This window comes from Enterococcus sp. DIV0574, from assembly GCF_051711125.1.
In the GTDB taxonomy this organism is placed as follows: Bacteria; Bacillota; Bacilli; order Lactobacillales; family Enterococcaceae; genus Enterococcus_D; species Enterococcus_D gallinarum.
In genome coordinates, this window is sequence record NZ_JBIOMA010000001.1 from 549,705 (window position 1) to 576,698 (window position 26,994).

Below are 26,994 nucleotides of genomic sequence, written 5' to 3' on the forward strand. Positions count from 1 at the left end.
TAAACTCGATATGTGAACTGTTTAACAAGGAGGACGGAAACCATGGAAGCATTAAGAGAAAAAAAACTTCCTAAAGCAACAGCGAAACGTCTGCCTGCTTATTTAAGGCATTTAAAATTTTTGGATGCATCAGGTGTCCATCGAATCAAATCAAAAGAGTTTGCTGAGATCACACAAGTTCCTTCCGCAACGATTCGTCGGGACTTTTCCCACTTAGGGGAATTAGGACGAAGCGGGTATGGTTATGAAGTTCCTTACTTGATTGAAGTTTTTAGCCATATATTAGAAACGAACGAAGCAAAGAACATTGCATTAGTGGGCTTTGGCAATCTAGGTAAAGCTCTTGCAAATAACAACTTTCGCCGCAATGAGAATCTTTCGATCGTTGCTGTATTTGATAATGATCCGCAATTGATCGGTAAGACCATCGACGGTCACTATGTTTATGGAATGGATCAGCTAGCTGAGATCGTTCAGGAGAAAGGAATCACTGTAGCTATCTCGACAGTACCTAGTCAATATTCTCAGGCGGCAATCGATACGATCGTAGAATCTGGCATTACAGCGATTTTAAATTTTGCCCCTGATCGCGTCAATGTACCTAAAAATGTTCATATCCAATACATCGATCTGACGACAGAATTACAGACGTTGATCTTTTTTGACAATACCTATTCTCAGAAATCGTAGGTTTTGAGCAAAATCTTTTGGCTTTCGCGGGTTCTCTCCTATACTGGAGAAAACTGTAATAGGAGAGATGACATGCAAGTAACACGTAAAGGAACCATTTTTGAAGTACCAGGCATTCAGCCAAAAGTAGGGGATCAAGCCAAAGAATTTGAACTGAAAAGTTTAGATGACAAAGTTTATCGCTTGGCTGATTTCTTAGGTAAACCGACGATCTTAAGCATTGTTCCCGACATTGACACGCGGGTCTGTGCATTGCAGACGAAGCGCTTCAATGAAGAAGCAAGTAAGATTGATGAGGTTAATTTTGTGACAATCTCGAACAATACGAAAGAAGAACAAGCAAATTGGTGTGGACAAGAAGGGATCGATATGCTGATGCTGCATGATCCAGAAAATACGTTTGGAGAAACCTATCAAATTATGATCCCAGAGTTTGGACATTTTGCCCGCGCGATTTTTGTCTTAGATGAAAAAGGGGTGATCCGCTACGAAGAGATCGTGCCTGAAATCTCTCAAGAACCGGACTATCAATCGGCTTTGGCCGCTGCCAGATCAATCGCTGTTTGACTTTCAAAAAAGTTCATTGTAGAATGAACAAGATCAATTGAAAGAAGACGAGGATCAAGAGGAGTATCAGACGGACTGTTTTTACAGAGAGAAGACCAATTGGTGCAAGGTTTTCAGCAGGAATCTGAGAAGGTAGCTTGTGAGTCTTTGATTGGAACAGCAAGGAACACCTTGTTCAGTAGAATCAAACGCTTCGTGACCGTTAACTCACGCCCAAGAGGTAGAGAAATCTACAATTTAGGTGGTACCGCGTATTTGCGTCCTAAAATGCTTCGGCATTTTAGGACTTTTTTTATTCCCAAAAGCCGAGCGGTCTTGAAGGAACTGATCAAAAAAAGTAGGAGGTAAAACAATGTCCGATAACTTATCAACAAAGTACAACCCGCAAGAAGTCGAAGCGGGACGCTACCAGGAATGGTTAGCCAAAGATCTATTCAAACCAAGTGGTGATCAAAAAGCCAAGCCTTATTCAATCGTTATTCCTCCGCCAAATGTTACTGGTAAACTACACTTAGGCCATGCGTGGGATACAACCCTTCAAGATATCATCATTCGCCAAAAACGGATGCAAGGGTTTGATACATTGTGGTTACCAGGTATGGATCACGCTGGAATTGCGACACAAGCAAAAGTCGAAGAAAAACTAAGAGAACAAGGGATCTCCCGCTATGACCTTGGTCGGGAAAAATTTGTCGACCAAGTGTGGGAATGGAAAGAAGAATATGCAGGCCATATTCGTGAGCAGTGGGCAAAGCTAGGATTGTCTCTTGACTATAGTCGAGAACGATTCACATTAGACGAGGGTCTGTCAGATGCTGTCCGTAAAGTCTTCGTAACTCTTTACGAAAAAGACTTGATCTATCGCGGCGAATATATCATCAACTGGGATCCGCAAGCACGTACGGCCTTATCTGATATTGAAGTCATCCATAAAGAGATCGAAGGAGCTTTTTACCACATGACTTATGAACTGGCAGATGGTTCTGGTACCGTAGAGATTGCCACCACTCGTCCAGAAACGATGCTAGGAGACACTGCGATCGCTGTCCATCCAGAGGATGAACGCTACCAAGAATTGATCGGCAAAAAGGTTATTTTGCCATTAGTTAATAAAGAGATCCCAATCATTGCGGATACTTACGTGGATCAAGAATTTGGAACCGGCGTAGTAAAAATCACCCCTGCCCATGATCCGAATGACTTTGAAGTCGGTAACCGCCATAACTTGCCACGGGTCAATGTTATGAACGATGACGGAACCATGAATGATTTAGCCGGTAAATATGCTGGCATGGATCGTTTTGCAGCTCGTAAAGCGATCGTCAAAGATTTGGAAGATATCGGACGTTTGTTAAAGATTGAAAAAATGATTCACAGTGTTGGCCATTCAGAACGAACCGGTGTCGTTGTTGAACCTCGTTTATCTACGCAATGGTTTGTCAAAATGGGGCCATTGGCTAAAGAAGCGATCGACAACCAATCGACGGATCAGGCAGTCGAGTTTTTCCCACCGCGCTTCAATCAAACTTTCTTGCGCTGGATGGAAAATATTCACGACTGGGTTATTTCCCGACAATTGTGGTGGGGACATCAAATTCCTGCTTGGTACCACAATGAAACTGGTGAAATGTATGTGGGCTTAGAAGCACCGGCAGATGCCGAAAACTGGACACAGGATCCTGATGTACTGGATACTTGGTTCAGCTCCGCATTATGGCCATTTTCAACCATGGGCTGGCCAGATGAAAATAGTGCTGATTATCAGCGTTATTTCCCAACCAACACGCTAGTCACAGGCTACGACATCATTGCTTTCTGGGTAAGCCGCATGATTTTCCAAAGCTTGGAATTCACAGGCAAACGTCCTTTTGAAAATGTGCTGATCCATGGACTGATTCGTGATGAACAGGGACGTAAAATGAGTAAGTCATTAGGGAACGGGATCGATCCGATGGAAGTCATCGAAAAATATGGCGCCGATGCATTGCGCTGGTTCTTATCAAATGGCTCTGCACCAGGACAAGATGTTCGCTTCAGCTATGAAAAAATGGATGCTGCTTGGAACTTCATCAACAAGATTTGGAATGCGTCCCGTTTTGTCTTGATGAATGTTGAAGGAATGACGGTGACAGATATTGACTTTTCTGGCGAGAAATCCGTAGCGGACCGTTGGATCTTAACTCGTTTAAATGAAACGATCGAGAAAGTGACTGAGTTGTTTGATCGTTTTGAATTCGGTGAAGCAGGTCGCCAGTTATACAACTTTATTTGGGATGACTTTTGTGACTGGTATATCGAAATGAGCAAAGAAACCTTATATGGTGAAAATGAAGCAGCTAAACAAGTCAATAAGAGCATTTTGGTTCATGTGTTGGATCAAATATTACGCTTGCTGCACCCAATCATGCCGTTTGTCACAGAAGAAATTTGGAGTAAACTGCCTCATACAGGCGATTCGCTTGTAGTAGCTGCTTATCCAGAAGTTCAGCCAGAGTGGTCGGATGAGAAAGCAGCACAAGGAATGGAAGTGTTAAAAGAGTTGATTCGTTCTGTCCGCAACATTCGGGCGGAAGTCAACACGCCGCTTTCTAAGCCAATTACATTGCTGATCCAAACCAACGATGTTGAGATCGAGAGCTTCCTGATCACCAACAAAAACTATATCGAACGATTCTGCAATCCAGAAGAGCTAGTGATTTCCAATACACTGGAAGCACCGGAATTGGCGATGTCAGCTATCTTATCCGGAGCAACGATCTATTTGCCATTAGCCGGCTTGATCAATATCGAAGAAGAAATCAGCCGTTTAGAAAAAGAATTGGCGAAATTCAATCAAGAGGTCAAACGCGTGCAAGGGAAATTAGCAAACGAACGTTTCGTTGCCAATGCCCCTGAAGAAGTTGTGGCGCAAGAGCGAGCGAAAGAAGCCGATTATTTGGATAAACAAAAAGCAGTTCAAGAACGGATCGAGCAATTGCGTACGATTCAATAATCTATTTATTGAATCGAGGCAGCAAGCTAATCATCGATATTCCTATGGAACACTAGCTGTTGCAAATTACCGATCTAACTATTTACTCTCTAACTACCCGATCTCTAGCTACCCGATCTATAGAGGAAAGAATTCCTAACCGCTATAGATCGGGTAGTTTTCCTATCGATTTTTGTTGGGAACGCTCTGAGAGAAAGAGCAGTAGAATTAGGAAAAAAAGGGAAGATTTGCTAAAATGATTTTGAGGTGAAGAACATGACAAGTGAAGAAGCAATTGCATGGATCCACGGAAGAAAGACCTTCGGGATGCGTCCAGGATTGATGCGAGTAGAAGCATTGCTACAACGATTAGGCAATCCAGAAAAAAATCTGACATTGATCCATGTTGCCGGAACGAACGGCAAGGGTTCGACTGTCAGCTATTTACGAAGTCTTCTAGAAGAAAGTGGGCTGCAAGTTGGAACGTTCACATCGCCCCATATCGAGTCTTTCAATGAACGGATCGAGATTGATGGGCGTTTTATACCAGATGACTCGCTGATTGAATGGGTCGAAACACTTCAACCACTCGTCATGCAACTGGATCAGGAAGAAGAATTGACCGGAATCACCCAATTTGAGATTTTGACTGCACTGGCATTCGGCTACTTTGCCCAGCAACAAGTCGATGTGGCTATCATAGAAGTTGGCTTAGGCGGCCGTTTGGATAGTACAAATGTGATCACACCAATCTTGACGGCCATCACGACTATTGGAATGGACCATATGGATATGCTTGGTGACACGATTGAGGCCATTGCTGCCCATAAAGCCGGGATCATCAAACCCAAGGTGCCACTAGTGACTGGGAAGATCCCTGAAAGTGCGCTATCCGTAATCGACCTTGAAGCTGCAGAATCTGAGGCTCCTGTATCCCACTTGGGAGAAGACTATCGAGTCACGTATCATCGTCCGGATGAAATCTGGGGAGAGTGGTTCGATTTTGAGAATGACCGCGGAAAAATCAAAGGACTGAAAACGCCGATGATTGGTCGACACCAACCAGAAAACGCCGGTGTCGCTATTCAATTATATTATTTATTCTGTGAGTTAAAAAAACTGCCATTTTCGGAAAAAGTAGTCCGCAATGGCTTAAAGAAAGCTTATTGGCCCGCGCGAATGGAGAAAATCAGCAATGAACCGCTGATCATTATAGATGGTGCGCATAACACGCACGCCATGGAACGCTTGGTTGAGACAGTTAGAGAAGAATTCACCAACTATCGCATCCATATCTTGTTTTCAGCATTGGAGACAAAAAATGTCGATGAGATGCTGCAACAGCTGTTAACGATCCCGAAAGCTGAAATCTATTTGACCACATTTGATTTTCCAAAAGCGATCCATTTAAGTGATGATTACCAGCAATTGAATGAAGCGCGCATCTCGATCGTTTCACTATGGCAGTTTGGCTTAGCAGAATTATTAGAAAAAATGACCAATGAAGACTTGCTTCTGATCACTGGTTCGCTTTATTTTGTATCAGAAGTTCGGGAACTTTTGTTGGGAATGGGAGGAAGAAATGGCTGAATTAAATGGTGTGATTTTTGATATGGACGGACTGATTTTTGATACGGAGCTTCTTTACTATCAGGCAACACAGATCGTGGCCGATCAGATGGCGATCCCCTATACAAAAGATGTCTATCTAGCATACGTTGGTGTTTCAGATGAAGAAGTCTGGGCGGCTTATCATGAACGATATGATGCTGCCTTCGGTCCAGAGACTGTTGATCGTTTCATCCAAGCCGCTTTTGATCAAACTCTGCTGCTCTTTGAGCAAGGTCAAGCAGCATTAAAACCGGGGGTCCATGACTTGCTGCGCTATTTGGATGAAAAAGGGATTCCGCGGATCCTTGCTTCTAGCAACCAACGACGAGTCATCGATACATTGCTGGATTCCGCAGGTCTGACGCAAGAATTTCCAGAAATCGTTTGTTTCGATGATGTTGTGCGGGCGAAACCGGATCCTGAAATTTTCGAAAAAGCCCATAATCGCTTAGGGGTTCCGAAAAATCAATTAGTCATTCTTGAAGATTCCGCTAACGGTATTCATGCTGCGCATGCAGCTGGCATTCCGGTGATCATGGTACCTGATCTGGTTGCTCCGACGTCAGTGATCGAAGAAAAAGTGCTGCATATCTTGCCTTCACTGGTAGAAGTGCCGGATTATTTTGAGCAGGCCTATACTTGGTAGTGTCGCATCAACCATGAACTCTTTTGCGTAGTTTTATTTTAGACTAACGCAAAGGAGTTTTTTTTTATGAAAGACAATGGAATTCCTCAAAGTTCCTATCCTCGGGAACGACTATTGCATTATGGCGCTGAAGCTTTATCCAATCAAGAATTGTTAGCGATTCTTTTACGAACGGGTTCTCATCCTTTCAATGTCATCGAACTAGCTGGTCAGATCCTCAACGAGTTTGAAGACTTGTATGAGCTAAAGCACGTGACATTGGACGAACTGCAGGCCATTCGTGGGGTAGGCCAGATCAAAGCGATCGAACTCAAAGCTACCGTAGAACTTGGCGCCCGCATCCAACGAGCAGCACAGCCAAAATATGGCAGAGTTCATTCCAGTGTGGATATTGCCAATCAGATGATGGAGGAATTAAAAGATTACCAGCAAGAACATTTGCTGTGTCTCTACCTAAATACCAAAAATGAGATCATCCAAAAAAAGACGTTATTCATCGGCAGTCTCAATCAGTCGATTGCTCATCCTAGAGAAATTTATCACGGAGCAGTTCGTTGCTGTGCCGCCCGAGTGATCTGCGTGCACAATCATCCCAGCGGCAGTCCCCAACCTTCGCAGGCGGATATTACCTTTACCAAACGATTGATGAAGTGTGGGGAATTGATGGGTATCGACTTGCTGGACCACTTGATTATCGGTAATAATTCATATATCAGCTTGCGAGAAGAAGGACTCTGGGAAGGCTGATCGTCTACCTTGCAAAAAAATAGTAGCAAGTGTAAAATATTAGTGTAATTTTGTTTGCTGAATAGATGTTGAAACGCTTGTTACACCTCTATCGGACACGAGCAATGTTACACATAATTAAGTGCTTATGCACGAGGAGGTTTTTTATAATGGAACAAGGTACAGTTAAATGGTTCAATGCTGAAAAAGGATTTGGCTTCATTTCACGTGAAGACGGTACAGACGTATTTGTACATTTCTCAGCAATCCAAGGTGAAGGCTTCAAGACTTTAGAAGAAGGCCAAGCAGTGACTTTTGATGTTGAAGAATCAGATCGTGGACCTCAAGCAGTAAACGTAAACAAAGCGTAAGCTTATTTACAAGACTGCATTCATGGGATTAGTGAAGGCACAGTCAAAAAAGACCATCATTCAGATGGTCTTTTTTTTTGCTCGCGTTCTTTGACAAAATCAATGAACGTGAGGATTTCTTTGATTCCTTCTTCTGAGATTGATTCATCGATATGGGAACTGATCAAGTCACTTTCTACTTTAGGATAGAGGTGTCTCTTATCAGATCGGCCTAAGAGATAGTCGGTCGACACACCAAATAGATCGGCTAACACTTGCAGCATGCTAAAGTCGGGCTCTCTTTTTCCTGATTCATAGGCAGTATAAGCTGGACGTGTGATCCCGATTTTGTCTGCCACTTCTTGCTGAGTTAACTTCTTTTCCAGACGTAATTTTTTTATGATTTGCGGAAACATAATGACACCTGCCTCTCTCGTGATAGTAACACACCGTTACTTAGAAAAAAAGAGTCGGTTGGTGTCTATTTGTTACTAAATGTCGTTGACAAGTGTCATAAGGAAACATATAATGAGTGTGTGTCGAAACGTTACATTCCGAAGAAGGAGGGAACTGTATGCGGGAGTGGCTCATTAGGCAACGTGAAAAAAATGGACTCACTCAGGATCAAGTAGCTAAGGAATCCGAAATTGAGCGAACATATTACAATATGATTGAACGAGGAAAACGCCGACCAAGTGTAGAAGTAGCGAAGCGGATCGGTAAAGTGCTCCAATTTGATTGGACGTATTTTTTTAGCATCGAAGGTAACATAACGACACAAAAAGACAAACCTAGTTAAATGGAGGAGGGGACTCAAGATGCCTGTAAAAGGTACAGTTGCAAAAATCGGCTATCTGGGTAAAAACAAAAGAAATTTCCAGGATCTAAAAAAAGATTTAAAGAAACACAAGTGGCTCTACGTCATGCTGATCATTCCAGTTATTTTTGTCGTGATCTGGAATTATTGGCCAATGTATGGCGTGATTATCGCATTCAAAGATTATTCTCCCGCATTTGGGATCTTAGGTAGCCCTTGGGTGGGATTGAAGCACTTTGAGCGTTTTTTTGCTTCCTATTTTTTTCTCGAGATCATTGTTAATACCTTGCGCTTGAGTCTTTACAGTTTGTTGGTCAGTGTACCATTACCGATCATTTTGGCGTTATTATTCAATGAATTGAATCGGAAATGGTTCAAATCAACCGCTCAGACGATTTCATACATCCCAAATTTTATTTCGGTGGTTGTCGTGATCGGGATGGTTCAATTCTTTTTTTCAAGTCAAGATGGCATGATTAATATGTTGCTGAATACATTTGGGTTTCCATCGATCGATTTTCTCGGAAGTCCTAAATGGTTTCCGCATATCTATGTGTGGTCGGGTGTCTGGCAAGGTGTGGGGTGGGGAACGTTGATTTATACGGCAGCGATGTCCGGGATCTCTCCCGATCAATATGAAGCCGCTTACTTGGATGGTGCCTCTCGCTTGCAATGTATTCGTCATATCACGATTCCTTCCATCATGCCGACCATCGTGATCTCCACGATATTGGCGACAGGAAGCATTTTATCCGTGGGCTTTGAGAAGACTTTTCTCTTACAGAACGCTGCGAATCTCGCTTCCTCTGAGGTGCTTTCGACATATACCTATAAAATGGGGATCATAAATGGGGAGTATAGTTTCTCTGCTGCAGTCGGTCTTTTTAATAACGTGATTAATTTTATTGTTTTATTTTTTGTTAATAAACTAGCACAAAAGACAAATGAATCGAGTCTTTGGTAGGAGGAAAACGAATGAAAGTATCAGCAACGAAAGGGGATAAACTGTTTAATACTATCAATATCTTACTGGTCAGTCTGATTGCCCTGATTATCTTATATCCGCTTATCTTTGTGGTCAATGCTTCCTTCAGTGATCCCACTAGGATCTATGAGGTCCCGTTGCTTTTGTATCCCCGTGGATTAAATGTTGAAGGGTACAAGGAAGTGCTCAAGAGCAGTGATATCTGGACGGGTTTTCGCAACGCAGTGATCTACACGGGTTTAGGGACAGTGATCAACTTAATCGTCACGACGATTGCTGCCTACCCATTGTCTCGTTCCGGCTTACGAGGCAAGCGTTTCTTTACTTTATTTTTTACGATTACAATGTTTTTTAGCGGAGGGTTGATCCCCACTTATTTAGTCAATCAGCAGTTAGGGATCGTTAACACACTTTGGGTCATGATCTTGCCTGGAGCGTTGGGTGTTTATAATATGATTTTGATGCGTACGTATTTCAGTCAAAATATTCCTAATGATTTGATTGAAAGCGCTTATATCGATGGTGCCAACGATTTATGGTTATTATGGAAAGTCGTCTTGCCTCTGGCTACCCCGATCATCGCAGTGATGGCAATGTTCTATGGTGTCGGTCGCTGGAATGCCTACTTTGACGCGTTGATTTATTTACAGGATCGTGCCAAGTATCCTCTGCAGATTATTCTGCGAGAAATACTGGTTCAGGGACAGTTTGGCCAAGATATGAACCAAATCATTGCCGGTAGTGCGGAATCCGAACTGCTTATGCTGAAAATGACCCTCAAATACAGCGTAGTGATCGTTTCAAGTCTGCCTGTGCTCCTATTTTATCCTGTGGTAGCCAAATACTTTGAAAAAGGCATCCTAGTAGGATCCATCAAGGGATGAGGAGGTGTTTCGATGCTAAAAGCGATCGCTGCATTTTGTGAATTAGTGTACGATATGATGCTTTTGAATGTGTATTGGTGGCGCTACATGCTTCTGGGCGGTGTGCTGTTTAGTCTGATACCGGCAACGATTACTGTCTACGATTGCATTCGAAAAAGGATTCTGCAGAAAAATGAAGCTCCTCTCAAAGAAATTTTTTCAGATCAATATCGGCACAACAAACAAAAAAATCGCTGGTTTCATGTTGCGGCTATTGTTCTGACTGGTTTTGTTATTGGGGTTCATCACACATTAGCGAGTGATTATCCCACCAATTTCTTGTTTGAGTTTACGATGCGGACGAATCTCCTGATTATTTTATTGCTGGCGATCACATTTTTCCCTGTGCATGCTTATTTTTCATTAGACAAAGTCCATCGTTGGTTACAGCCGTTACTGTTTGTGTTCATTTGTCCCGTTCAGCTATTAATAAGTATGGGACTTCTTGGATTGGTTAGTCTTCTTTATTGTTACTATCCATTTTTAGGGATCTGTTTAGGGATCGGATTGCCTGCTTATGGGATAGGTTTCTTGTTTTTCAATAAATTTAACAAAATGAAAGGAGTCTATTTTTGATGTCGCCCGTTGTTCGATTGTATAAAAAGGAGAGAACTGTATGAAAAAAGGAGTGCTATTGTTTTTGTTGTCCTTCGTCTGGCTGTTGTCGGCTTGCCAATCTAGTCCAAGTGAAAAAGTAGCAGATGACGTAAAGTCGATTCATTTAATGAGGAATGATTTTACAGACGTGAGGCCGAAAAGCGAAGACCTGTGGATGTGGCAAGAGTACGAGAAGAAGTCTAGAGTCAAAGTACAGTGGGAAGAAGTAAAAGAGTTTGGGGAAAAGAAGAATTTGATTCTATCAGGAAAGCTGCCTGATGCCTTTTATCAGACCGGCTGGAGCAATGATGAGATCGTGAAATACGGACAGCAAGGATTGTTCATTCCATTAGAAGATCTGATTGCCGAACATGCACCGAATCTGCAAAAAATCTTAGATGAAAATCCGATTGTCAAAAAGACGTTAACAGCACCGGATGGTCATATGTACTCGCTGCCGTATATGTCTTTGGATCCAATGAGCGGCGGGCGAACGGTTCGACTGTATATCAATCAAAATTGGCTGGATGAATTGTCCTTGGATGTCCCTCGTACAACAGATGAACTGAAAGAGGTTCTAGCTGCTTTTGTAGCGAGCGGGGAAGGACGAGAAGGGTATTATATGCCAAGTGGCTGGTTAGCCGGCGGACTGGAAAAGGTCTTCATGGCTTCCTATGGATTGGGGACAGGCGGCAGACAGGCGATGGGGAATATGCTGTTTGTGGATGAAGCGGGGCAATTACAGTTGACCATCAACCATGAACGGATGCGGGAAGTCTGGATGTACCTAAGAGAGTTGTATGCAGAAGGATTAGTTGCAAAACAATCCTTTGCCGGCGTGGATGATGACAAATGGCGAGCGGATGCTGCCCAAGACAAAGTTGGTCTCTTCCAGTGGGTCGATCCTGATTTCATTGGCCCATTTGGACCAGAAACGTATACGCCGATCAATGTCATTGAAGGACCTTATGGCGACAAGACACTTTATACGGAACCGCCTGTTTCTGGTACTTCAGCATTTATCATTACGAAGGATGCAGCAGATCCAGGATTACTTCTTGAGTGGGTGGATTACTTCTATAGTCCTGAAGGGCAGATTTTTGCTTATTTAGGAGAAGAAGGAGTGACCTATGAAGTTGACGAAGATGGGCACATGGTCTATATTGACGAAATCTTAAACTATCAAAACGGGCCGCAACTCGGTGCTTTCCAGTGGGTCGATAATGTGTATGGAGGCTATTTCCCTTATGCGGAATTGGATCAAGAAATCAGAGATCGAGCGTTTGGCAAAGAACCGGCTGTCTATGATGATGTCAAAGAAGAATATATGCCGGAATACATGCTGCCGACATTTATGGCAACCGAAGCAGAAGCAGCAGAATTGTCAACGATCGTTACAGATATCTCAACCCATGTGGAACAATCGCGGGTAAAGTTCATTACAGGTGAATGGAATTTTGAAAAGGATTGGACCAACTATGTGCAGCAATTGGATCGTATCGGTGCTCAACGCTTATTGGAGATCCGTCGGCAACAATTTGAACGCTTTAATCAAGACTAACTTAAGGGCGAATAAGCAGTAGGAAAACCAAGTGAATGCCAAAGGAGCAGAACAAAATGGATTATTTTATGCAAGAAGCAAAAATCAAGCACCGCATTCAAGAAATCGAGGCATTGAGGTATCGAAACAAGCGTCAGATCCAGCAATGGTTTGTCACAGAGGATCAGACAAAGTGTCAGAAATATCCGCCACTCTTTTCGACTGAACAAGTCATGCACATAGGGGAAACGTGGCAAGGAAGGGATCGCTATTTATGGCTTCAAGCGAAAGTCACCATTCCCCCGAAGATGAATATATTGTTTTTTGATTTTGGAAAAACTGGTGGCGGCAATAACTCTGGTTTTGAATCACTTTTATTTATTGATGGTGTCCCTGTTCAGGGAATCGACGCCAACCACAAAGAATTTCTATTAGAACCTGCAAATTTAGGAAAAGAAGTGATCGTTGCGCTGAAGCTATGGTCTGGACTAGAAGGCGGTGGCGAGGAACGACAGCTGATTCATGAACTGAAAGCTGCATTTATCGGTTGTTTGGATGAAGAAGCCAACGATTATTTTTATCTTTCTAAAATGATTTTAGAAACGATCCAGCAATTAGCAGAGGATCATGACCGGAAGGTTCGGCTGCTCAAGATGTTGAATGGTTCGTTTCAACGGATCGATTGGCGAGAAAAAGGATCACCGCAGTTTTATGATAGTTTGCGGGAAGCACATCTTTTTCTAAAAGAGGCGCTGCAAGCACTTCCCAAAAGTGACTTGGTTCAAGTCACAGCGATTGGACACACCCACATTGATCTTGCGTGGCTTTGGCAGTTGAAGCACACGCGTGAAAAGGCGGCCCGCAGCTTTTCTACAGTCTTGAAATTGATGAAAGAATACCCAGAATATGTGTTCCTTCAAACTCAGCCGCAAATTTACCAATATATCAAAGAGGACTATCCTGAATTGTATGTGCAAATCAAACAACGAATCGCAGAAGGCCGCTGGGAAGTTGATGGCGCCATGTGGGTCGAAGCAGATTGTAATCTGCCTAGTGGCGAATCCCTTATTCGCCAGATTCTCTACGGAAAAAAGTTTATTCGCGAGGAATTCGGGCGGGAAAGCACCTATCTCTGGCTGCCGGATGTTTTTGGGTATTCATGGGCGTTGCCGCAGATTCTGAAAAAAAGTGGAATCAATACCTTTATGACGACGAAAATAAGTTGGAATCAATACAATCGCATGCCAAACGACACCTTTCTATGGAAGGGGATCGATGGCTCTGAAATTTTGACGCATTTCATCACGACACCCGTTCCAGGTGGTGGCAGCTGGACAGAAAAATCCAATTGGTTTTACACGTATAATGGGTTGCTGACCCCGGAGACGGTTTTAGGAGTATATCGCAGCTATCAAAATAAAGCATTGAATCAACATCTATTGATTTCCTATGGACATGGAGATGGCGGCGGTGGTGTCACCCGAGAAATGTTGGAAAACCGCAGAAAGATGGCTGAGATTCCGGGATTACCGATGCTTAAAACGGGTCGGGCTGCTGACTTTTTTGAAGAGTTACATGAAACTGTCGACCAAAATTCGAACGATCTACCAATCTGGGATGGGGAACTGTATTTGGAGTACCATCGCGGTACCTATACTTCGCAGGCCTTTATCAAGAAAATGAATCGCTGGTTTGAAATACGCTTGCGGGAACTTGAATGTTTGTACAGTCTTCAGTCTATGACAGCAGGAACGGCTTATCCTGCTGCAGTATTCGAAAAGCTTTGGAAAAGCGTCTTGAAGAATCAATTTCATGACATTATCCCGGGCTCTTCCATCAAAGAAGTCTATCAAGATTATCGGAACGAAGCACTTGCTTGTCAAAAGCAGCTTCATGCTCTGACAACTGCTCTTGAGACAGAAGAACAACAATTACGTATCATCAATACAGCCGCTTGGCAGCGAACAAGCATCATTGCAGTAGCACCGGGCACGGTACCTGAACAGCAGCAAGTTTTCTTCGACGGTTCCTGTTACGCTCTGGTACATTTGCCAGCATTCCAAGCGAGTCTTTTGCCGGATTGTATCTGTGCGTTGCCATTGGAAGCAGTGTCCGTTAGTGAAAAAGACCAACTCGAGACTCCGTTTTATCAAGTCCGATGGAATGAGGCGGGGCATTTGACCCAGATCTATGACAAAACCGCACAACGAGAAGTGCTTGCTGGGACAGGGAATGTCTTTCAATTATTTGAAGACAAACCATTGAATTTCGATGCGTGGGATATCGATCTTTTTTATCAAGAAAAAGGCACGGAGCTAAGCAGTGCAGGCATTCAAGTCATCGCGAACAATCCTTTGTTTACTGTCTTAGAACAGCAAGTCACTTTTGGGCAGTCAACTATTTTACAAAAAATCTATTTCTATGCTCATACGAAGCGAATTGATTTTGTTACCACGGTGGATTGGCAAGAACGCCAGCAATTGTTGAAAGTGAAATTTGATGTCAATATTCGCGCGACAGAAGCTATTTTTGATATTCAGCATGGGAATGTGAAGCGTCCAACTCACTGGAACACGAGCTGGGATATCGCCAAATTTGAGACAGTAGGTCATCAGTGGGCGGATGTTGCACAAATGGATTACGGGGTGGCCCTTTTGAACGACTGCAAATACGGCTACGATATCAAAGGCAATCAGCTGCGATTATCTTTATTAAAAGGAGCAACATACCCGGATCCTCAGGCAGATCTTGGTTCCCACACGCTTACCTACAGCCTATTTCCGCATCAAGGAGATTTTGCAACTGGTCAGGTGATGGAAGAAGCTTGGGAGATCAATGCACCATTGAGTCAACTTCAAACAGAGATGGCAAGTATTCCTCTTGAAATCGAGGCTGATGAAAGTTTGATAATCGACGCATTGAAGTTAGCGGAAGATCAAAGCGGGTGGATTTTGCGTTGCTATGACCATTTAGGGAGCGATCGCGACGTCACCATTCACTGTCATGGAACTGGCAAAATTCGCTGGCAAGAGACGAACATGATGGAAGAAGCTAGCGAAGAGTTAAAAGCGGAGCCGATCGCATTTTCATTGCATCCATATGAAGTTAAAACCATTAAACTGGTGCTTAGCGAAAAGTAGATAGTTCTCCTGAAGAGATGTATCGGTGAGATCACTTCTTAGATCGTTTTTAAGACAGTTTTTAATATAGCCTCCAATATAGCTAAGTTTCCAAAGTAGTTTTAAATAGCTGTGGCAAGAGACAGTACCGATAATCCTGCGTCCAATTTCGAAAGAAGAGAGTCTTAAACCTAAGGAAGTCAGTAGGATGAAAAATAAAAAACTCGACCACTTCCATTGAGGGTTTGGTCGAGTTTTTTTGTTAGTGGTCGTCAGGTGTCATGATCATCGAAAGAATCATTGGGTGACGTTCTGTTTTTTCAAATAAGAAGGGTTGCAAAGCAGCTGACATGGCTTCTCGCATTTTATGTTCGCTAGGATCTGGCTGGTTCAAGACTTCTCTGAGGGCACGGAACAGGATCTGTTGTGCTTCATTGATCATCTCGCCAGATTCCCGCATATAGACGAATCCGCGGGAAAGAATGTCTGGTCCTGCTAAGACTTCTTTTTTCGTCAAGTCGACGGTGGCTACGGCTAGCACTAAGCCTTCTTCTGATAAGATACGACGGTCTCGTAAGACAACGTTACCGATGTCGCCAATTCCACTACCATCAACATAGACATCACCCGCATTGAAATGACCTGCTCGACGAGCAGAATCTGCAGTTAACGCCAGCATATCACCGTTTTCCATAATAAAACAGTTCTCTTTTGGAACGCCGACATCTTGTGCCAGTTGGGTATGGATATTCAACATTCTGAACTCTCCATGGACCGGCATAAAGAACTTAGGCTTCATCAAACGAAGCATCAATTTTTGTTCTTCTTGACCACCATGTCCCGAGGTATGGATATTATTCAATTTCCCGTGGATCACATGTGCACCTGCTTCTAACAGCAAGTTGATCAAGTGGTTGACACTAGTCGTATTTCCAGGGATCGGTGAACTAGAGAAAATGACCGTATCGTCTGGATGGATCTGAATTTGTCGATGAGTACCATTGGCGATCCGACTAAGGGCTGCCATTGGTTCCCCTTGAGAGCCAGTACATAGGATCATGGTTTCATTAGCTGGTAAGCGATTGATCTCATGAGATTCGACAAATGTACCGTCAGGGACTTTGATATAACCTAAGCGCTGCCCATTAACGATCGCATTTTCCATACTTCGACCGAAGACAGCGATCTTACGACCTGTGGCAACCGCAGCATCTGCTGCTTGTTGCAAACGGAAAATATTGGAAGCGAAGCTGGCAAAGATGATCCGGCCTTCGATTTTTTCGAAAATCTTGCGGATCGAACTACCAATCGTTTTTTCTGACTTGGTAAAGGTCGGAATCTCAGCATTGGTACTGTCAGAAAGGAGGCATAGCACACCTTCTTCTCCGATTCTGGCCATTTTGTGTAGGTTTGCTGGTTCGCCCACGGGTGTGAAATCGAACTTAAAGTCACCAGTTGCTACGATATTTCCCGAAGGTGTTTTCACCACAACGCCTAGCGCATCAGGAATACTGTGGGTCGTTCGGAAAAAGCTGACCGATGTTTTGCGGAAGCGAATCACGGTATCTTCATTGATCTCATGTAATGTAGCATCTCGCAGTAACCCGTGTTCATCCAACTTGTTGGTAATCAAAGCCAATGCTAATGGACCAGCATAGATTGGGATATTTGCTTCACGCAGAAGGTAAGGAATACCACCAATATGATCTTCATGACCATGAGTGATGACTAACCCTTTGACTTTCGTGATGTTTTGGACAATGTAGCTATAATCGGAAATCACATAGTCGATTCCAAGTAGTTCATCTTCCGGGAATTTGATCCCGGCATCAATCAAGATGATCTCGTCTTGGAATTGAACCCCATAACAGTTTTTTCCGATCTCGCCTAGTCCGCCGACGCCGAATACGCCAGTTTCATTATTTTTTAGAGAAACTTTCATTATTAAAACTCCGCTAATTTGAAATCAGCGTTCTCTTTTTCATACGCAAGATGTTTTTCATCAAGTTCTTGAATAAACTCGATGTTATATGGGGTGTTTTGTTCGACTGTACGGCGTGCAGCAACCGCGCTTTCTGCGTCAATGTACAGGGAATGGGTTTGTTCTCTTTTTGGGTTGCGGTCTTTTGTTTCTTGATAGTAAACTTTGTAAATCATACAAATTCTCCTTTATCTGCTAATGCAGTAGTTTATCGTTTTGTTCGATTCGGTGCATCACAAAATCAAGGCCCTAGATAAGTGACCTGAAAAGTGGGGGTCGTCAGTGGACCGCTACATGCTTTTTCCAGACAATCGTTGTGAGAAAAAAGAGAAAGCCTCGTCTTTGCTTTCCAAATGTTGTCATAAAAAATTCACCGGTTTTTGTAAATCGTTCCATTACAAGTAGTATTAGTTTATCATAGAAAAGTAAATAAGTATAGAAACTAGTTGGTTTGAAAGGGCTTCCCTTGGTCATCCTTAAAAAAATACTTTAAAATATCTCCTTTTTTTCTTCGGGAAGTGGGTTACTTGAAATTGGGACTATGATATAGTAAAAATAATGTGTAAAAAAAGGAGGGGCTTTTTTGAAATTAATGTGGCATTACACAATGCGCAATAAAAAACTGTTGGTTTTTAATTTCATCTGTGTGTTTGGATTTATTTTGATTGAACTAGGATTACCCACATTGCTGGCTCGAATGATCGATGTCGGTATTCGAAATGGTGACCGAGAGTATATCTGGAAGATGGGAATGGCAATGATTGCTATTACTTTGACAGGGATCGCAATGAATATTATGTTAGGGTACTTTACCTCAAGAATCACAACGAATATCGTAGCAGATGTTCGAGATGATCTTTTTGAAAAGGTGCAAGGTTATTCACATACGGAATATGAAAAAATCGGTGTTTCATCCTTGATTACTCGGGTGACCAATGATGCATATCAAATCATGTTGTTCTTGCAGAATATTCTGCGGATTGGATTGATGACGCCGATGATGTTTGCGGTCAGTTTGTATATGGTCATGCGGACAAGTACAAAATTAGGGATGTATGTGTTAGGGGCACTGCCGATCTTGTTGATTGCTGTGATAGCCATCGCAAAGATTTCCGAGCCGTTGTCTAACAAGCAGCAAGCCAATTTGGATAAGATCAATGGTATTTTGCGGGAAAACTTGTCTGGTTTACGGGTCATCCGTGCGTTCGTAAATGAGAAATTTGAAGAGAAACGCTTTAGCAAAGTCAATCAAGCGTATGCATCCAGCTCTCGCAGCTTGTTCCGTTTGATGGCGACAGCACAGCCGGGCTTTTTCTTCTTATTCAATATCGTGATGGTACTGATCATTTGGTCAGGAAGTATTCAAATCGAAAATGGGCAACTGCAAGTCGGTGACTTGATTGCTTTTATCGAATACATCTTCCATGCTCTATTCTCATTCATGTTGTTTGCGACTATATTTACGATGTATCCACGTGCAGCGGTCTCAGCCCGACGGATTCAGGAGGCATTGGATATGACTTCAGAAATCGTGGAAGCCGAACAGCCAGTGACAGAAGGCAAGACCAAAGGATATGTGGAATTTAAGAATGTGACATTTGCCTATCCGGGACATGCTGAGAGTCCTGTGATCCGCAATGTTAGTTTTACTGCTTCTCCTGGTGAAACAGTTGCTTTCATCGGCAGTACTGGAAGCGGGAAATCAACATTGATCCAATTGATCCCTCGTTTTTATGATGTCACAAAAGGACAGGTTTTGATTGATGGGATCGATGTTCGCGAGTACAGCTTGTCCGCTTTGAGAAATAAGATCGGATTTATTCCCCAAAAAGCGTTGCTGTTCACTGGAACGATCGCAGAAAATCTGCGCTATGGGAAAGAAGATGCGACACAAGCGGACTTAGAACGTGCGGTTGAGATCGCACAAGCAGCTGATTTTATTGCTAAAACACCGGATGGCTTTGATGCACGTCTAGCAGAAGGAGGCACGAACTTTTCTGGTGGTCAGAAACAACGGCTGGCGATCGCTCGTGCGGTGATCCGTCGTCCCGAGATCTATATTTTTGATGATAGTTTTTCTGCACTGGATTATCAAACCGATGCCAAATTACGGGCGCGTTTGAAAAAAGAAACGACCGAATCAACTGTTTTGATCGTGGCGCAACGTGTGGGGACGATCATGCACGCGGATAAAATCATTGTGTTGAATGAAGGCGATGTAGTTGGTATCGGCACCCACAAAGAACTGTTGGAAAACTGCTCGGTTTATTACGACATTGCAGCATCACAATTATCAGAGGAGGAGTTGGCACAATGAAAGCATTCTCTTCTTTAAAACGTTTAGGGCGCTACATCAAACCCTACAAAGTCTCCTTTATTTTAGTCTTACTTTTTACTGTCGCTACAGTTGGCTTTAACGCGGCATTGCCGTATGTGTCCGGATTGCCTACAACAGAGATCAGTCGGAATATTGCAGCGGGAGAGCCGCTGAATTTTGATTACATCATCGTTTGTTTGATCTGGATCACCGTTGTCGGTGTAGGGTATTGTTTCTCACAATTAATGTCAGGGCTTTTGATCACAAATGTCGTTCAATCTGCGATGCGTGATTTACGTCAAGACATTGAAGAAAAGATCAACCGCTTGCCTGTTTCATATTTTGACAAAAATCAGCAAGGAAATATCTTGTCACGGGTAACGAACGATGTGGATGCAGTCAGTGGTGCGATGCAGCAAGCCTTGATCGGGATCGTCAATGCCTTTCTAGGAATCATCATGGCGGTAGCGATGATGTTTTATATCAATTCGTTTATGGCGTTGATCGCATTGATCATGATTCCAACGTCATTGATCATTTCAAGAACGATCGTCAAGAAATCGCAAAAAGACTTCCAAGGCATGCAAAATGCATTAGGAGACTTGAACGGTTATGTTCAGGAAAATATGACTGGTTTCAGTGTATTGAAAGTCTATGGACGAGAAAAACAAACACTTGACGGCTTTAAAAAAGTCAATCACCAACTGCGCTATTACGGCTTCCGTTCGGCCTTCGTCTCGGGATTGATGATGCCGTTAGTTCAAATGACTGCCTACTTTACGTATATTGCTATGGCAGTTATGGGAAGTTTCTATGTAATTGGCGGTGTGATCGTGGTAGGGCAACTGCAAGCCTTTATCCAATACATTTGGCAAGTGAGTCAGCCAATGGGGAATATTACCCAGCTTTCCTCTGTCTTACAAAGTGCTTCGGCAGCTGCAAAACGGGTTTTTGAGATTTTGGATGAACCGGAAGAACCAGTCAACCAAACAGATATTCCATTGCCAGCGGAATTTCATGGGGATGTTCAATTTGAACATGTCGGTTTTGCCTATGATCCGAAGAAACCGCTGATCAAAGATTTGAACTTTGAAGTGAAAGCTGGTCAGACGGTAGCGATCGTCGGACCAACTGGAGCCGGAAAGACCACATTGATCAATTTGTTGATGCGTTTCTACGATGTCAACGAAGGGGCGATCAAGATTGATGGTATTGATACGAAGAAAATGGCCCGCAGCGATGTCCGTTCGTTATTCGGCATGGTTCTGCAAGATGCTTGGTTGTATGAAGGAACGATCGGAGACAATATTCGTTTTGGTAAGTTAGATGCGACCGATTATGAAGTGGTCGATGCAGCTAAAACAGCCAATGTGGATCATTTCATCCGGACGATGCCGGACGGTTATGAGATGTTTATCAATTCCGAAGGGGATAATATCTCGCTTGGTCAAAAACAACTCTTGACGATTGCTCGAGCAGTCATTTCTAATCCGAAAATCTTGATCTTAGATGAAGCAACAAGCTCTGTGGACACACGGCTCGAAGCGTTGATCCAAAAAGCGATGGACAAAGTGATGGAAGGACGAACCAGTTTCGTCATTGCTCACCGGTTGTCTACGATTCGGGAAGCCGATTTGATCTTAGTCATGGATCAAGGAGCAATCATAGAAAAAGGCAATCATGAAACACTACTGGCAGCTGGGGGATTTTACAGTCAGCTTTATCAGAGTCAGTTTTCAGAAGAAGCAGAATAGGTCAAAAGAGTGTGGTGTCAGCCGCACTCTTTTTTTTGTATGAAGTGTGAAGATATCCGCATATAGTCGCTGTTCTCTTACGGACTGATTCGTGGTTTTCATAGTTATTCATGGTATCATGGGTACAGGAATAGAGTAGTATAGTAGTAAAGTATAGTAGTAAAGTGTAGTAGTAAAGTGTAGTGGAGAAAGAAAAATCCTAAAGGAGTTTAACAATGGATCGGAAAAAAGAGACAAATAGCCAAAAACGAAATCAACTAAACGCAGAAACTGCTAGTACGCAAAACTTTATCGCGCCAAATGCGACTGTCGTCGGAGATGTCACCATCGGCAGTGAGGCGACTGTCTGGTTCCAAGCAGTTTTGCGGGGAGATGCAAATTATATTCGAGTAGGTGAGCGGACCAATATTCAAGATGGGACGATCATTCATGTGGATCATGATGCACCCACGATCATTGCAGAAGATGTGACTGTCGGTCATCAGTGCATGCTTCATGGCTGTAAGATTGAAAAAGGGGCCTTAATCGGCATGAGTTCCATTGTTTTGAACCATGCAGTTATCGGTGAAAACAGTTTGATTGGTGCCGGTTCTTTAGTTACTCAAGGAACGATCATTCCGCCCAATGTGCTGGCTTTTGGACGTCCTGCTAAAGTGATTCGTCCGTTGACAGAGGAAGAAATTGCCAAAAACAAAGCCAATATCGCCCATTATGTTTCCTTGGGAAAAGACTACTTGCAAGGGAAATATGTTTATTAATGGCAAGCGAAGTCAATCGGATCTCGTTTAATGACGCAAAAAAACCAGCGTGCTTCAGCACAGCTGGTTTTTTGATGGATGAATTATTTTAAGCTGTTTGATTCCATGATCTCGTCGATCAAGCCGTAATCTTTTGCTTCTTGAGCAGTCATGAAGTTATCACGGTCTGTGTCTTTTTCGATGACTTCGATTGGTTGACCTGTTCGCTCAGACAAGATTTTGTTTAGGCGTTCGCGAGTTTGCAAAATGTGACGAGCTGCGATTTCGATCTCTGTTGCTTGTCCTTGTGCGCCACCTAATGGTTGGTGGATCATGATCTCAGCATTTGGCAAAGCAAAGCGTTTGCCTTTTTCACCAGCTGTCAATAAGAATGAACCCATTGAGGCAGCCATCCCCATAACGATCGTTTGCACGTCTGCTTTGATGAAGTTCATGGTATCAAAGATTGCTAGTCCGGCTGTGACGCTTCCGCCTGGTGAGTTGATGTACAAGTAGATATCTTTTTCAGAATCTTGTGCATCCAAGAATAAAAGTTGGGCGATGATCGAATTGGCTAAATCATCTGTTACTTGACCACTTAACATAATGATGCGGTCTTTTAATAGACGAGAATAGATATCATAGGCTCTTTCGCCACGAGATGATTGTTCAATGACTGTAGGAATTAAATTCATTTTTTAGTCCTCCTAAAAATCGATATAGATATAGTTTAGCACAAAGTTTTTGCAATATCTAAAAGTAAGTATACCCATTAGGTCAATAAAGGTCAAATAAAAAGTTCGTTATCTTTTTTGCCTCTCTTTTAAATTATGATACAATAAAAAGAAAGTAAGCATGAAAGGGTCAGAAGAAAATGGCAGTAGCGATTGCAGGTTTTATCGGCGTATTAGTAGGCGCCTTATTAGTAACGATCATCTTCAATCTCAGAATTCGTTACGATGAACAAAAAGAAAAACGGCGACGGCTGTTGGAGCATAAAGTCAAAGAAATCGAGACACTTCTCCAATTGAACAGGAAAATCAGCGAAATTTTACAAAAACGGGTGATCCTGATGGACGAATATGTCAGTTTCGATGCTTTCGATGACTGTTATATAACGATCGATGATTTTGCTTATTTACAGTCTTTTGCCGCACAGAATAACTTTTATTTGCCGAATTATTTTTTAGAAGAATTTTTCAAGAAAATCGGTACCCGCAGAGTGATCCTTTCACCAGAAGAAACGGTGAAGATCGGCGGTTATACGTATAAAGGCGGTCGTGTCATCATGGAGAATTTCTTGGATACACTGACTGAAATGGTCAATGAGCGCAAAACGCAAATGAAAAATTTGACCAATGAACCATTAACTTATTTTTCTAAACCATTATAGTCGAGTCAATCGAGAATGGGGCTATAACATTGAGTCTGTGACAGAAGTTGCAACGAGATGATCCGAAGGACGTGAACGGAATTGCGCTCTGCATCGTGTATTTGATGAAGACCTGCTGCAGAGTAGGAGCAATTTCATGATTGTTGGGAGGATCATTTTGTGGAAAAACTTCTGTCATAGCCTCTTTTTTTGTCGATTCTCTGATATATACAAATCCTAGCGATGCCTTTAGAAAATGAGGATGGCACAAGGAGTAGGAGTTTGGTTCTATGGGGTTCCGTGGTAAAATAGAAAAAGATTGGAGTGAAACAAATGGTACAAATCGTTGCCCATCGTGGCAGTAGTGGAGACCGTCCAGAGAACACGTTACCAGCCTTTGCAGAAGCAGTTCGGGTCAAAGCCGATATCATTGAACTAGATGTTCATCTATCAAAGGATGGTCACCTGATCGTAATGCATGATGAAACAGTCGATCGCACTACGAACGGCAAAGGCCGAATTTGTGATAAAACGCTGACAGAACTAAAAGAATTGAATGCCGGCAGCTGGTTCTCAGAAGATTATGCCGCCACAAAAGTGCCGACGTTGAAGGAAGTCCTCGATCTTTTAGCAGCAAAGAATTATCGTGGTATTTTAACGATTGAATTGAAAACAGACCATTACGAGTATCAAGGGATCGAAAAGAAAGTATCTGAATTGTTAGCCAGTCAAAGCTGGCCCTTTACTCATTGGTATTGTTCATTCAATGTTGACACATTGGATCGATTGTATGCGATTGAACCGCAAGCAACCTTTGACTTTATTATGGGAAAATCGGAGGCGAAACCTCCGTTAGCATTGTCGCGCCCTTACATTGAAGGGATTCATCCTGCCTATGAGTGGGTCAAGAAACATGAGGAACAGATCGCGGATTATCCGATTGCCATTCGTCCTTGGACAGTCGATACAGAAGCAGAAATTCGTCACTGTCTTGCAGTAGGGGTCACGGGAATTATTACCAATTTTCCTGAGCGAGTCCGGGAAGTCCAAAGGAAGGTTCAGGAGGAAGCTCATTGATGGAAAAAGTGATTGTGGTAGTCGGACCGACTGCGGTTGGAAAAACGGCCTTAAGCATCGAACTGGCGAAAAAGTATCAGGGAGAAGTGATCAGCGGCGACTCCATGCAGATCTATCGTGGCTTAGATATTGGGACAGCCAAGGTAACAGCTGCAGAAATGCAAGGAATCCCTCATCATCTGATCGATATTCGCGACAGCCATGAATCCTATTCTGTGGCAGAATTTCAAAAAGAAGCCCGTGAGTTGATCACGGCCACCCATCAACGAGGTCATCTGCCTATCGTAGCAGGGGGAACCGGATTGTACATCCAGGCTTTACTCTATGACTATCAATTAGGAGCCGCTGAGGAAAGTGATCCTTCCGTTCGGCAGCGCTACCAGCAAGAAGCAGCAAGAATTGGCAAAGAAGCGCTATGGCAAAAGTTGCAGGTATTAGATCCTTTAGCCGCAGCAAAGATCCATTACAACAATGAACGTAAAGTGATCCGCGCGTTGGAAGTCTTGGAAACAACGGGAATAAGCATTGCAGCCCCGACTACTGCACCGGAAGCGGTATACGATTATTTTATGATTGGGCTTTCCACAGACCGACAGTTGTTGTATCAGCGTATTGATCAGCGAGTCGATCAAATGGTGGAAGCAGGTTTGGTTGCGGAAGCACAACAGGTGCTGATCCATCCTGAGACCCAAGCAGCAAAAGGAATCGGGTACAAAGAATTTGCCCCTTATTTTGCCGGTACATGTTCATTAGAAGAAACGGTCGCACAAATCAAACAACAGTCTCGCAGGTACGCCAAACGGCAACTGACTTGGTTCAAGAATCGTCTCGCTCCTAGATGGGTCGATCTTGTCCAGCATCCTGAGGACGTATCTTCGATCGAAAAAGCGATCGACCAATGGTTGGAGGAGAAGGAATGACACAAGAACGCGTAATCCTTGTTGGCGTAGAAACAGAACGAAATTATTCGACCTTTGCGTCCTCAATGAATGAATTGAAAAGTTTGACCAAAACAGCAAACGGAGAGGTGATTTTTTCACTGATCCAAAAACGGCCGCAAGTTGATCGGCAAACAGTGATCGGAAAAGGAAAATTGGCGGAACTGCAACAGTTAGTGGATGCCCATGAAGCTGATTTGGTGATTTTCAATCATGAATTGACACCCCGACAAAGCCAGTTGATTGGTGAAGAATTAGGGGCGCCAGTTATTGATCGTGTCCAATTGATTTTAGATATCTTTGCTATGCGCGCTCGTTCAAAAGAAGGAAAACTGCAAGTAGAGCTGGCACAATTAGATTATTTGCTGCCTCGATTGATCGGACAAGGGAAAAATATGTCCCGTCTGGGGGGCGGTATTGGAACGAGAGGACCAGGAGAAACCAAACTGGAGACGGATCGACGCCATATCCGTAATCGGATCACGATCATTAAACGAGAGTTGAAGGAAGTCGCTGCTCATCGTGATCGTACCCGTCAGAAACGCCGCGACAGTCAAGTCTTTCAGATCGGTTTGATCGGGTATACCAATGCTGGGAAATCAACGATTTTGAATTTATTGACTAGTGCGGATACCTATGAGCAAGACCAACTGTTTGCGACGTTAGATCCTTTGACAAAGCGTTGGCGGTTGCCGGAAGGATTGGAAGTGACCGTTACCGATACTGTCGGCTTTATTCAAGAACTGCCGACACAATTGATCGATGCCTTTCATTCTACATTAGAAGAGAGTCAAAATATGGATCTGCTGCTGCATGTGGTTGATGCTGGTTCTCATGATCGGCAACAGCAAGAAAAAACAGTTTTAGCATTGATGGAAGAACTATCATTGACGCAAGTCCCAGTTCTGACGATCTATAATAAAGCTGATCGCATTGATCCAGAACAATTTGTGCCGACGCTGTTCCCCAATGTTTTGATTTCTGCCAAGAGCAGTAAAGGGAAAGAACAACTGATCCAAGCAATTAAAATGGAACTCATGCAAATCATGCAGCCTTATCAAACCGTTTTAGCTGCCAATGAAGGCAAGCGATTGAGCCGTTTGAAGCGGGAAACACTCTTGCTTACCAATGACTTTGACGAGGAAGATCAAACCTATCACCTAAAAGGTTTTGCATTGCCAGGTTCTGCCGGGATCTATCCAACAATTGAAGAGTAACGCTCAGGAAATGAAGTGGTCGAGCTGTGTGTAGGGAATTCTAATACCTGCACGCAGTT

Annotated in this window: 24 protein-coding genes and 1 other annotated feature; of the genes, 20 read left to right on the forward strand and 4 right to left on the reverse strand. The window is 43.1% G+C overall.

Going from position 1 to position 26,994, the window contains the following annotated elements; translation table 11 throughout:
- Positions 1 to 42 precede the first annotated feature (42 nt).
- The 7 genes from IGJ45_RS02705 to IGJ45_RS02735 all read left to right on the forward strand — a co-directional run bounded on the left by IGJ45_RS02705 (position 43) and on the right by IGJ45_RS02735 (position 7,582).
- Entirely contained in the window at positions 43 to 690 is a 648-nt protein-coding gene (locus IGJ45_RS02705; RefSeq protein WP_003127334.1) for a redox-sensing transcriptional repressor Rex, read from the forward strand.
- A gap of 72 nt (positions 691 to 762) precedes the next feature.
- Positions 763 to 1,257 carry a thiol peroxidase gene (gene tpx / locus IGJ45_RS02710; protein WP_003127335.1) on the forward strand — a complete coding sequence of 165 codons (495 nt, stop codon included), beginning with the start codon at positions 763 to 765 and terminating at the stop codon, positions 1,255 to 1,257.
- 41 nt (positions 1,258 to 1,298) lie between these two features.
- Positions 1,299 to 1,525: a binding site (T-box leader), on the forward strand.
- 84 nt (positions 1,526 to 1,609) lie between these two features.
- Positions 1,610 to 4,249 carry a valine--tRNA ligase gene (locus tag IGJ45_RS02715; RefSeq protein ID WP_003127336.1) on the forward strand — a complete coding sequence of 880 codons (2,640 nt, stop codon included), beginning with the start codon at positions 1,610 to 1,612 and terminating at the stop codon, positions 4,247 to 4,249.
- A gap of 255 nt (positions 4,250 to 4,504) precedes the next feature.
- On the forward strand, positions 4,505 to 5,818 hold the full coding sequence (locus IGJ45_RS02720; RefSeq protein ID WP_005471605.1) for a bifunctional folylpolyglutamate synthase/dihydrofolate synthase: 1,314 nt from the start codon (positions 4,505 to 4,507) through the stop codon (positions 5,816 to 5,818).
- Positions 5,811 to 6,485, forward strand: coding sequence for an HAD family hydrolase (locus tag IGJ45_RS02725; protein WP_003127338.1), 675 nt, complete (start codon positions 5,811 to 5,813; stop codon positions 6,483 to 6,485). The genes IGJ45_RS02720 and IGJ45_RS02725 overlap by 8 nt, the downstream gene beginning before the upstream one ends.
- Before the next feature lie 66 nt (positions 6,486 to 6,551).
- A complete protein-coding gene (gene radC / locus IGJ45_RS02730; protein ID WP_003127339.1) occupies positions 6,552 to 7,232 on the forward strand; it encodes a RadC family protein in 681 nt (226 codons plus the stop codon).
- A 149-nt stretch (positions 7,233 to 7,381) separates the two neighbouring features.
- Positions 7,382 to 7,582, forward strand: coding sequence for a cold-shock protein (locus IGJ45_RS02735; protein ID WP_003127340.1), 201 nt, complete (start codon positions 7,382 to 7,384; stop codon positions 7,580 to 7,582).
- Between the two features lie 56 nt (positions 7,583 to 7,638).
- Here IGJ45_RS02735 and IGJ45_RS02740 read toward each other — a convergent pair whose 3' ends face one another.
- Complete coding sequence (locus tag IGJ45_RS02740) at positions 7,639 to 7,977, reverse strand: helix-turn-helix domain-containing protein (RefSeq protein ID WP_003127342.1); 339 nt, start codon at positions 7,975 to 7,977, stop codon at positions 7,639 to 7,641.
- A gap of 158 nt (positions 7,978 to 8,135) precedes the next feature.
- Between IGJ45_RS02740 and IGJ45_RS02745 the strand changes: the two genes are divergently transcribed.
- From IGJ45_RS02745 to IGJ45_RS02770, 6 genes are read left to right on the forward strand one after another with little or no spacing between them, the layout of a single operon-like run.
- The gene (locus tag IGJ45_RS02745) at positions 8,136 to 8,360 is read left to right on the forward strand and encodes a helix-turn-helix transcriptional regulator (RefSeq protein ID WP_003127343.1); all 225 of its coding nucleotides are present in this window, start codon (positions 8,136 to 8,138) and stop codon (positions 8,358 to 8,360) included.
- A gap of 19 nt (positions 8,361 to 8,379) precedes the next feature.
- Positions 8,380 to 9,342 carry an ABC transporter permease gene (locus IGJ45_RS02750; RefSeq protein ID WP_131731879.1) on the forward strand — a complete coding sequence of 321 codons (963 nt, stop codon included), beginning with the start codon at positions 8,380 to 8,382 and terminating at the stop codon, positions 9,340 to 9,342.
- 11 nt (positions 9,343 to 9,353) lie between these two features.
- Complete coding sequence (locus IGJ45_RS02755) at positions 9,354 to 10,247, forward strand: carbohydrate ABC transporter permease (RefSeq protein ID WP_003127345.1); 894 nt, start codon at positions 9,354 to 9,356, stop codon at positions 10,245 to 10,247.
- 12 nt (positions 10,248 to 10,259) lie between these two features.
- Positions 10,260 to 10,862: a DUF624 domain-containing protein gene (locus IGJ45_RS02760; RefSeq protein ID WP_003127346.1), complete on the forward strand. Its 603-nt coding sequence runs from the start codon at positions 10,260 to 10,262 to the stop codon at positions 10,860 to 10,862.
- Between the two features lie 40 nt (positions 10,863 to 10,902).
- Positions 10,903 to 12,444, forward strand: a complete 1,542-nt coding sequence (locus IGJ45_RS02765; RefSeq protein WP_147587118.1) for an extracellular solute-binding protein — start codon at positions 10,903 to 10,905, stop codon at positions 12,442 to 12,444.
- A gap of 56 nt (positions 12,445 to 12,500) precedes the next feature.
- Positions 12,501 to 15,563, forward strand: coding sequence for an alpha-mannosidase (locus tag IGJ45_RS02770; RefSeq protein WP_147587117.1), 3,063 nt, complete (start codon positions 12,501 to 12,503; stop codon positions 15,561 to 15,563).
- A gap of 241 nt (positions 15,564 to 15,804) precedes the next feature.
- Here the strand turns inward: IGJ45_RS02770 and rnjA are convergent, their stop codons facing one another.
- Together rnjA and IGJ45_RS02780 are read right to left on the reverse strand one after the other, a co-directional pair.
- Positions 15,805 to 17,484: a ribonuclease J1 gene (gene rnjA, locus IGJ45_RS02775; RefSeq protein WP_003127349.1), complete on the reverse strand. Its 1,680-nt coding sequence runs from the start codon at positions 17,482 to 17,484 to the stop codon at positions 15,805 to 15,807.
- Positions 17,485 to 17,486: 2 nt separating this feature from the next.
- Complete coding sequence (locus IGJ45_RS02780) at positions 17,487 to 17,699, reverse strand: DNA-directed RNA polymerase subunit epsilon (RefSeq protein ID WP_003127351.1); 213 nt, start codon at positions 17,697 to 17,699, stop codon at positions 17,487 to 17,489.
- A gap of 407 nt (positions 17,700 to 18,106) precedes the next feature.
- On the opposite strand from IGJ45_RS02780, the gene IGJ45_RS02785 reads away from it, so the two are divergent.
- The 3 genes from IGJ45_RS02785 to IGJ45_RS02795 all read left to right on the forward strand — a co-directional run bounded on the left by IGJ45_RS02785 (position 18,107) and on the right by IGJ45_RS02795 (position 22,352).
- Positions 18,107 to 19,840: an ABC transporter ATP-binding protein gene (locus IGJ45_RS02785; RefSeq protein WP_005471624.1), complete on the forward strand. Its 1,734-nt coding sequence runs from the start codon at positions 18,107 to 18,109 to the stop codon at positions 19,838 to 19,840.
- Complete coding sequence (locus IGJ45_RS02790) at positions 19,837 to 21,594, forward strand: ABC transporter ATP-binding protein (protein WP_003127357.1); 1,758 nt, start codon at positions 19,837 to 19,839, stop codon at positions 21,592 to 21,594. Before IGJ45_RS02785 ends, IGJ45_RS02790 begins: the two co-directional genes overlap by 4 nt.
- Before the next feature lie 215 nt (positions 21,595 to 21,809).
- Complete coding sequence (locus IGJ45_RS02795; RefSeq protein WP_003127358.1) at positions 21,810 to 22,352, forward strand: gamma carbonic anhydrase family protein; 543 nt, start codon at positions 21,810 to 21,812, stop codon at positions 22,350 to 22,352.
- A gap of 83 nt (positions 22,353 to 22,435) precedes the next feature.
- Here the strand turns inward: IGJ45_RS02795 and clpP are convergent, their stop codons facing one another.
- On the reverse strand, positions 22,436 to 23,026 hold the full coding sequence (gene clpP, locus IGJ45_RS02800) for an ATP-dependent Clp endopeptidase proteolytic subunit ClpP (RefSeq protein ID WP_003127359.1): 591 nt from the start codon (positions 23,024 to 23,026) through the stop codon (positions 22,436 to 22,438).
- Between the two features lie 179 nt (positions 23,027 to 23,205).
- Between clpP and IGJ45_RS02805 the strand changes: the two genes are divergently transcribed.
- The 4 genes from IGJ45_RS02805 (at position 23,206) to hflX (ending at position 26,935) form a co-directional block, all read left to right on the forward strand.
- Entirely contained in the window at positions 23,206 to 23,724 is a 519-nt protein-coding gene (locus tag IGJ45_RS02805; RefSeq protein WP_003127360.1) for a hypothetical protein, read from the forward strand.
- Between the two features lie 312 nt (positions 23,725 to 24,036).
- Positions 24,037 to 24,780 carry a glycerophosphodiester phosphodiesterase gene (locus IGJ45_RS02810; RefSeq protein ID WP_005471627.1) on the forward strand — a complete coding sequence of 248 codons (744 nt, stop codon included), beginning with the start codon at positions 24,037 to 24,039 and terminating at the stop codon, positions 24,778 to 24,780.
- Positions 24,780 to 25,700, forward strand: coding sequence for a tRNA (adenosine(37)-N6)-dimethylallyltransferase MiaA (miaA, locus tag IGJ45_RS02815; protein ID WP_005471628.1), 921 nt, complete (start codon positions 24,780 to 24,782; stop codon positions 25,698 to 25,700). The genes IGJ45_RS02810 and miaA overlap by 1 nt, the downstream gene beginning before the upstream one ends.
- Entirely contained in the window at positions 25,697 to 26,935 is a 1,239-nt protein-coding gene (gene hflX / locus IGJ45_RS02820; RefSeq protein WP_003127363.1) for a GTPase HflX, read from the forward strand. The genes miaA and hflX overlap by 4 nt, the downstream gene beginning before the upstream one ends.
- Positions 26,936 to 26,994 lie beyond the last annotated feature (59 nt).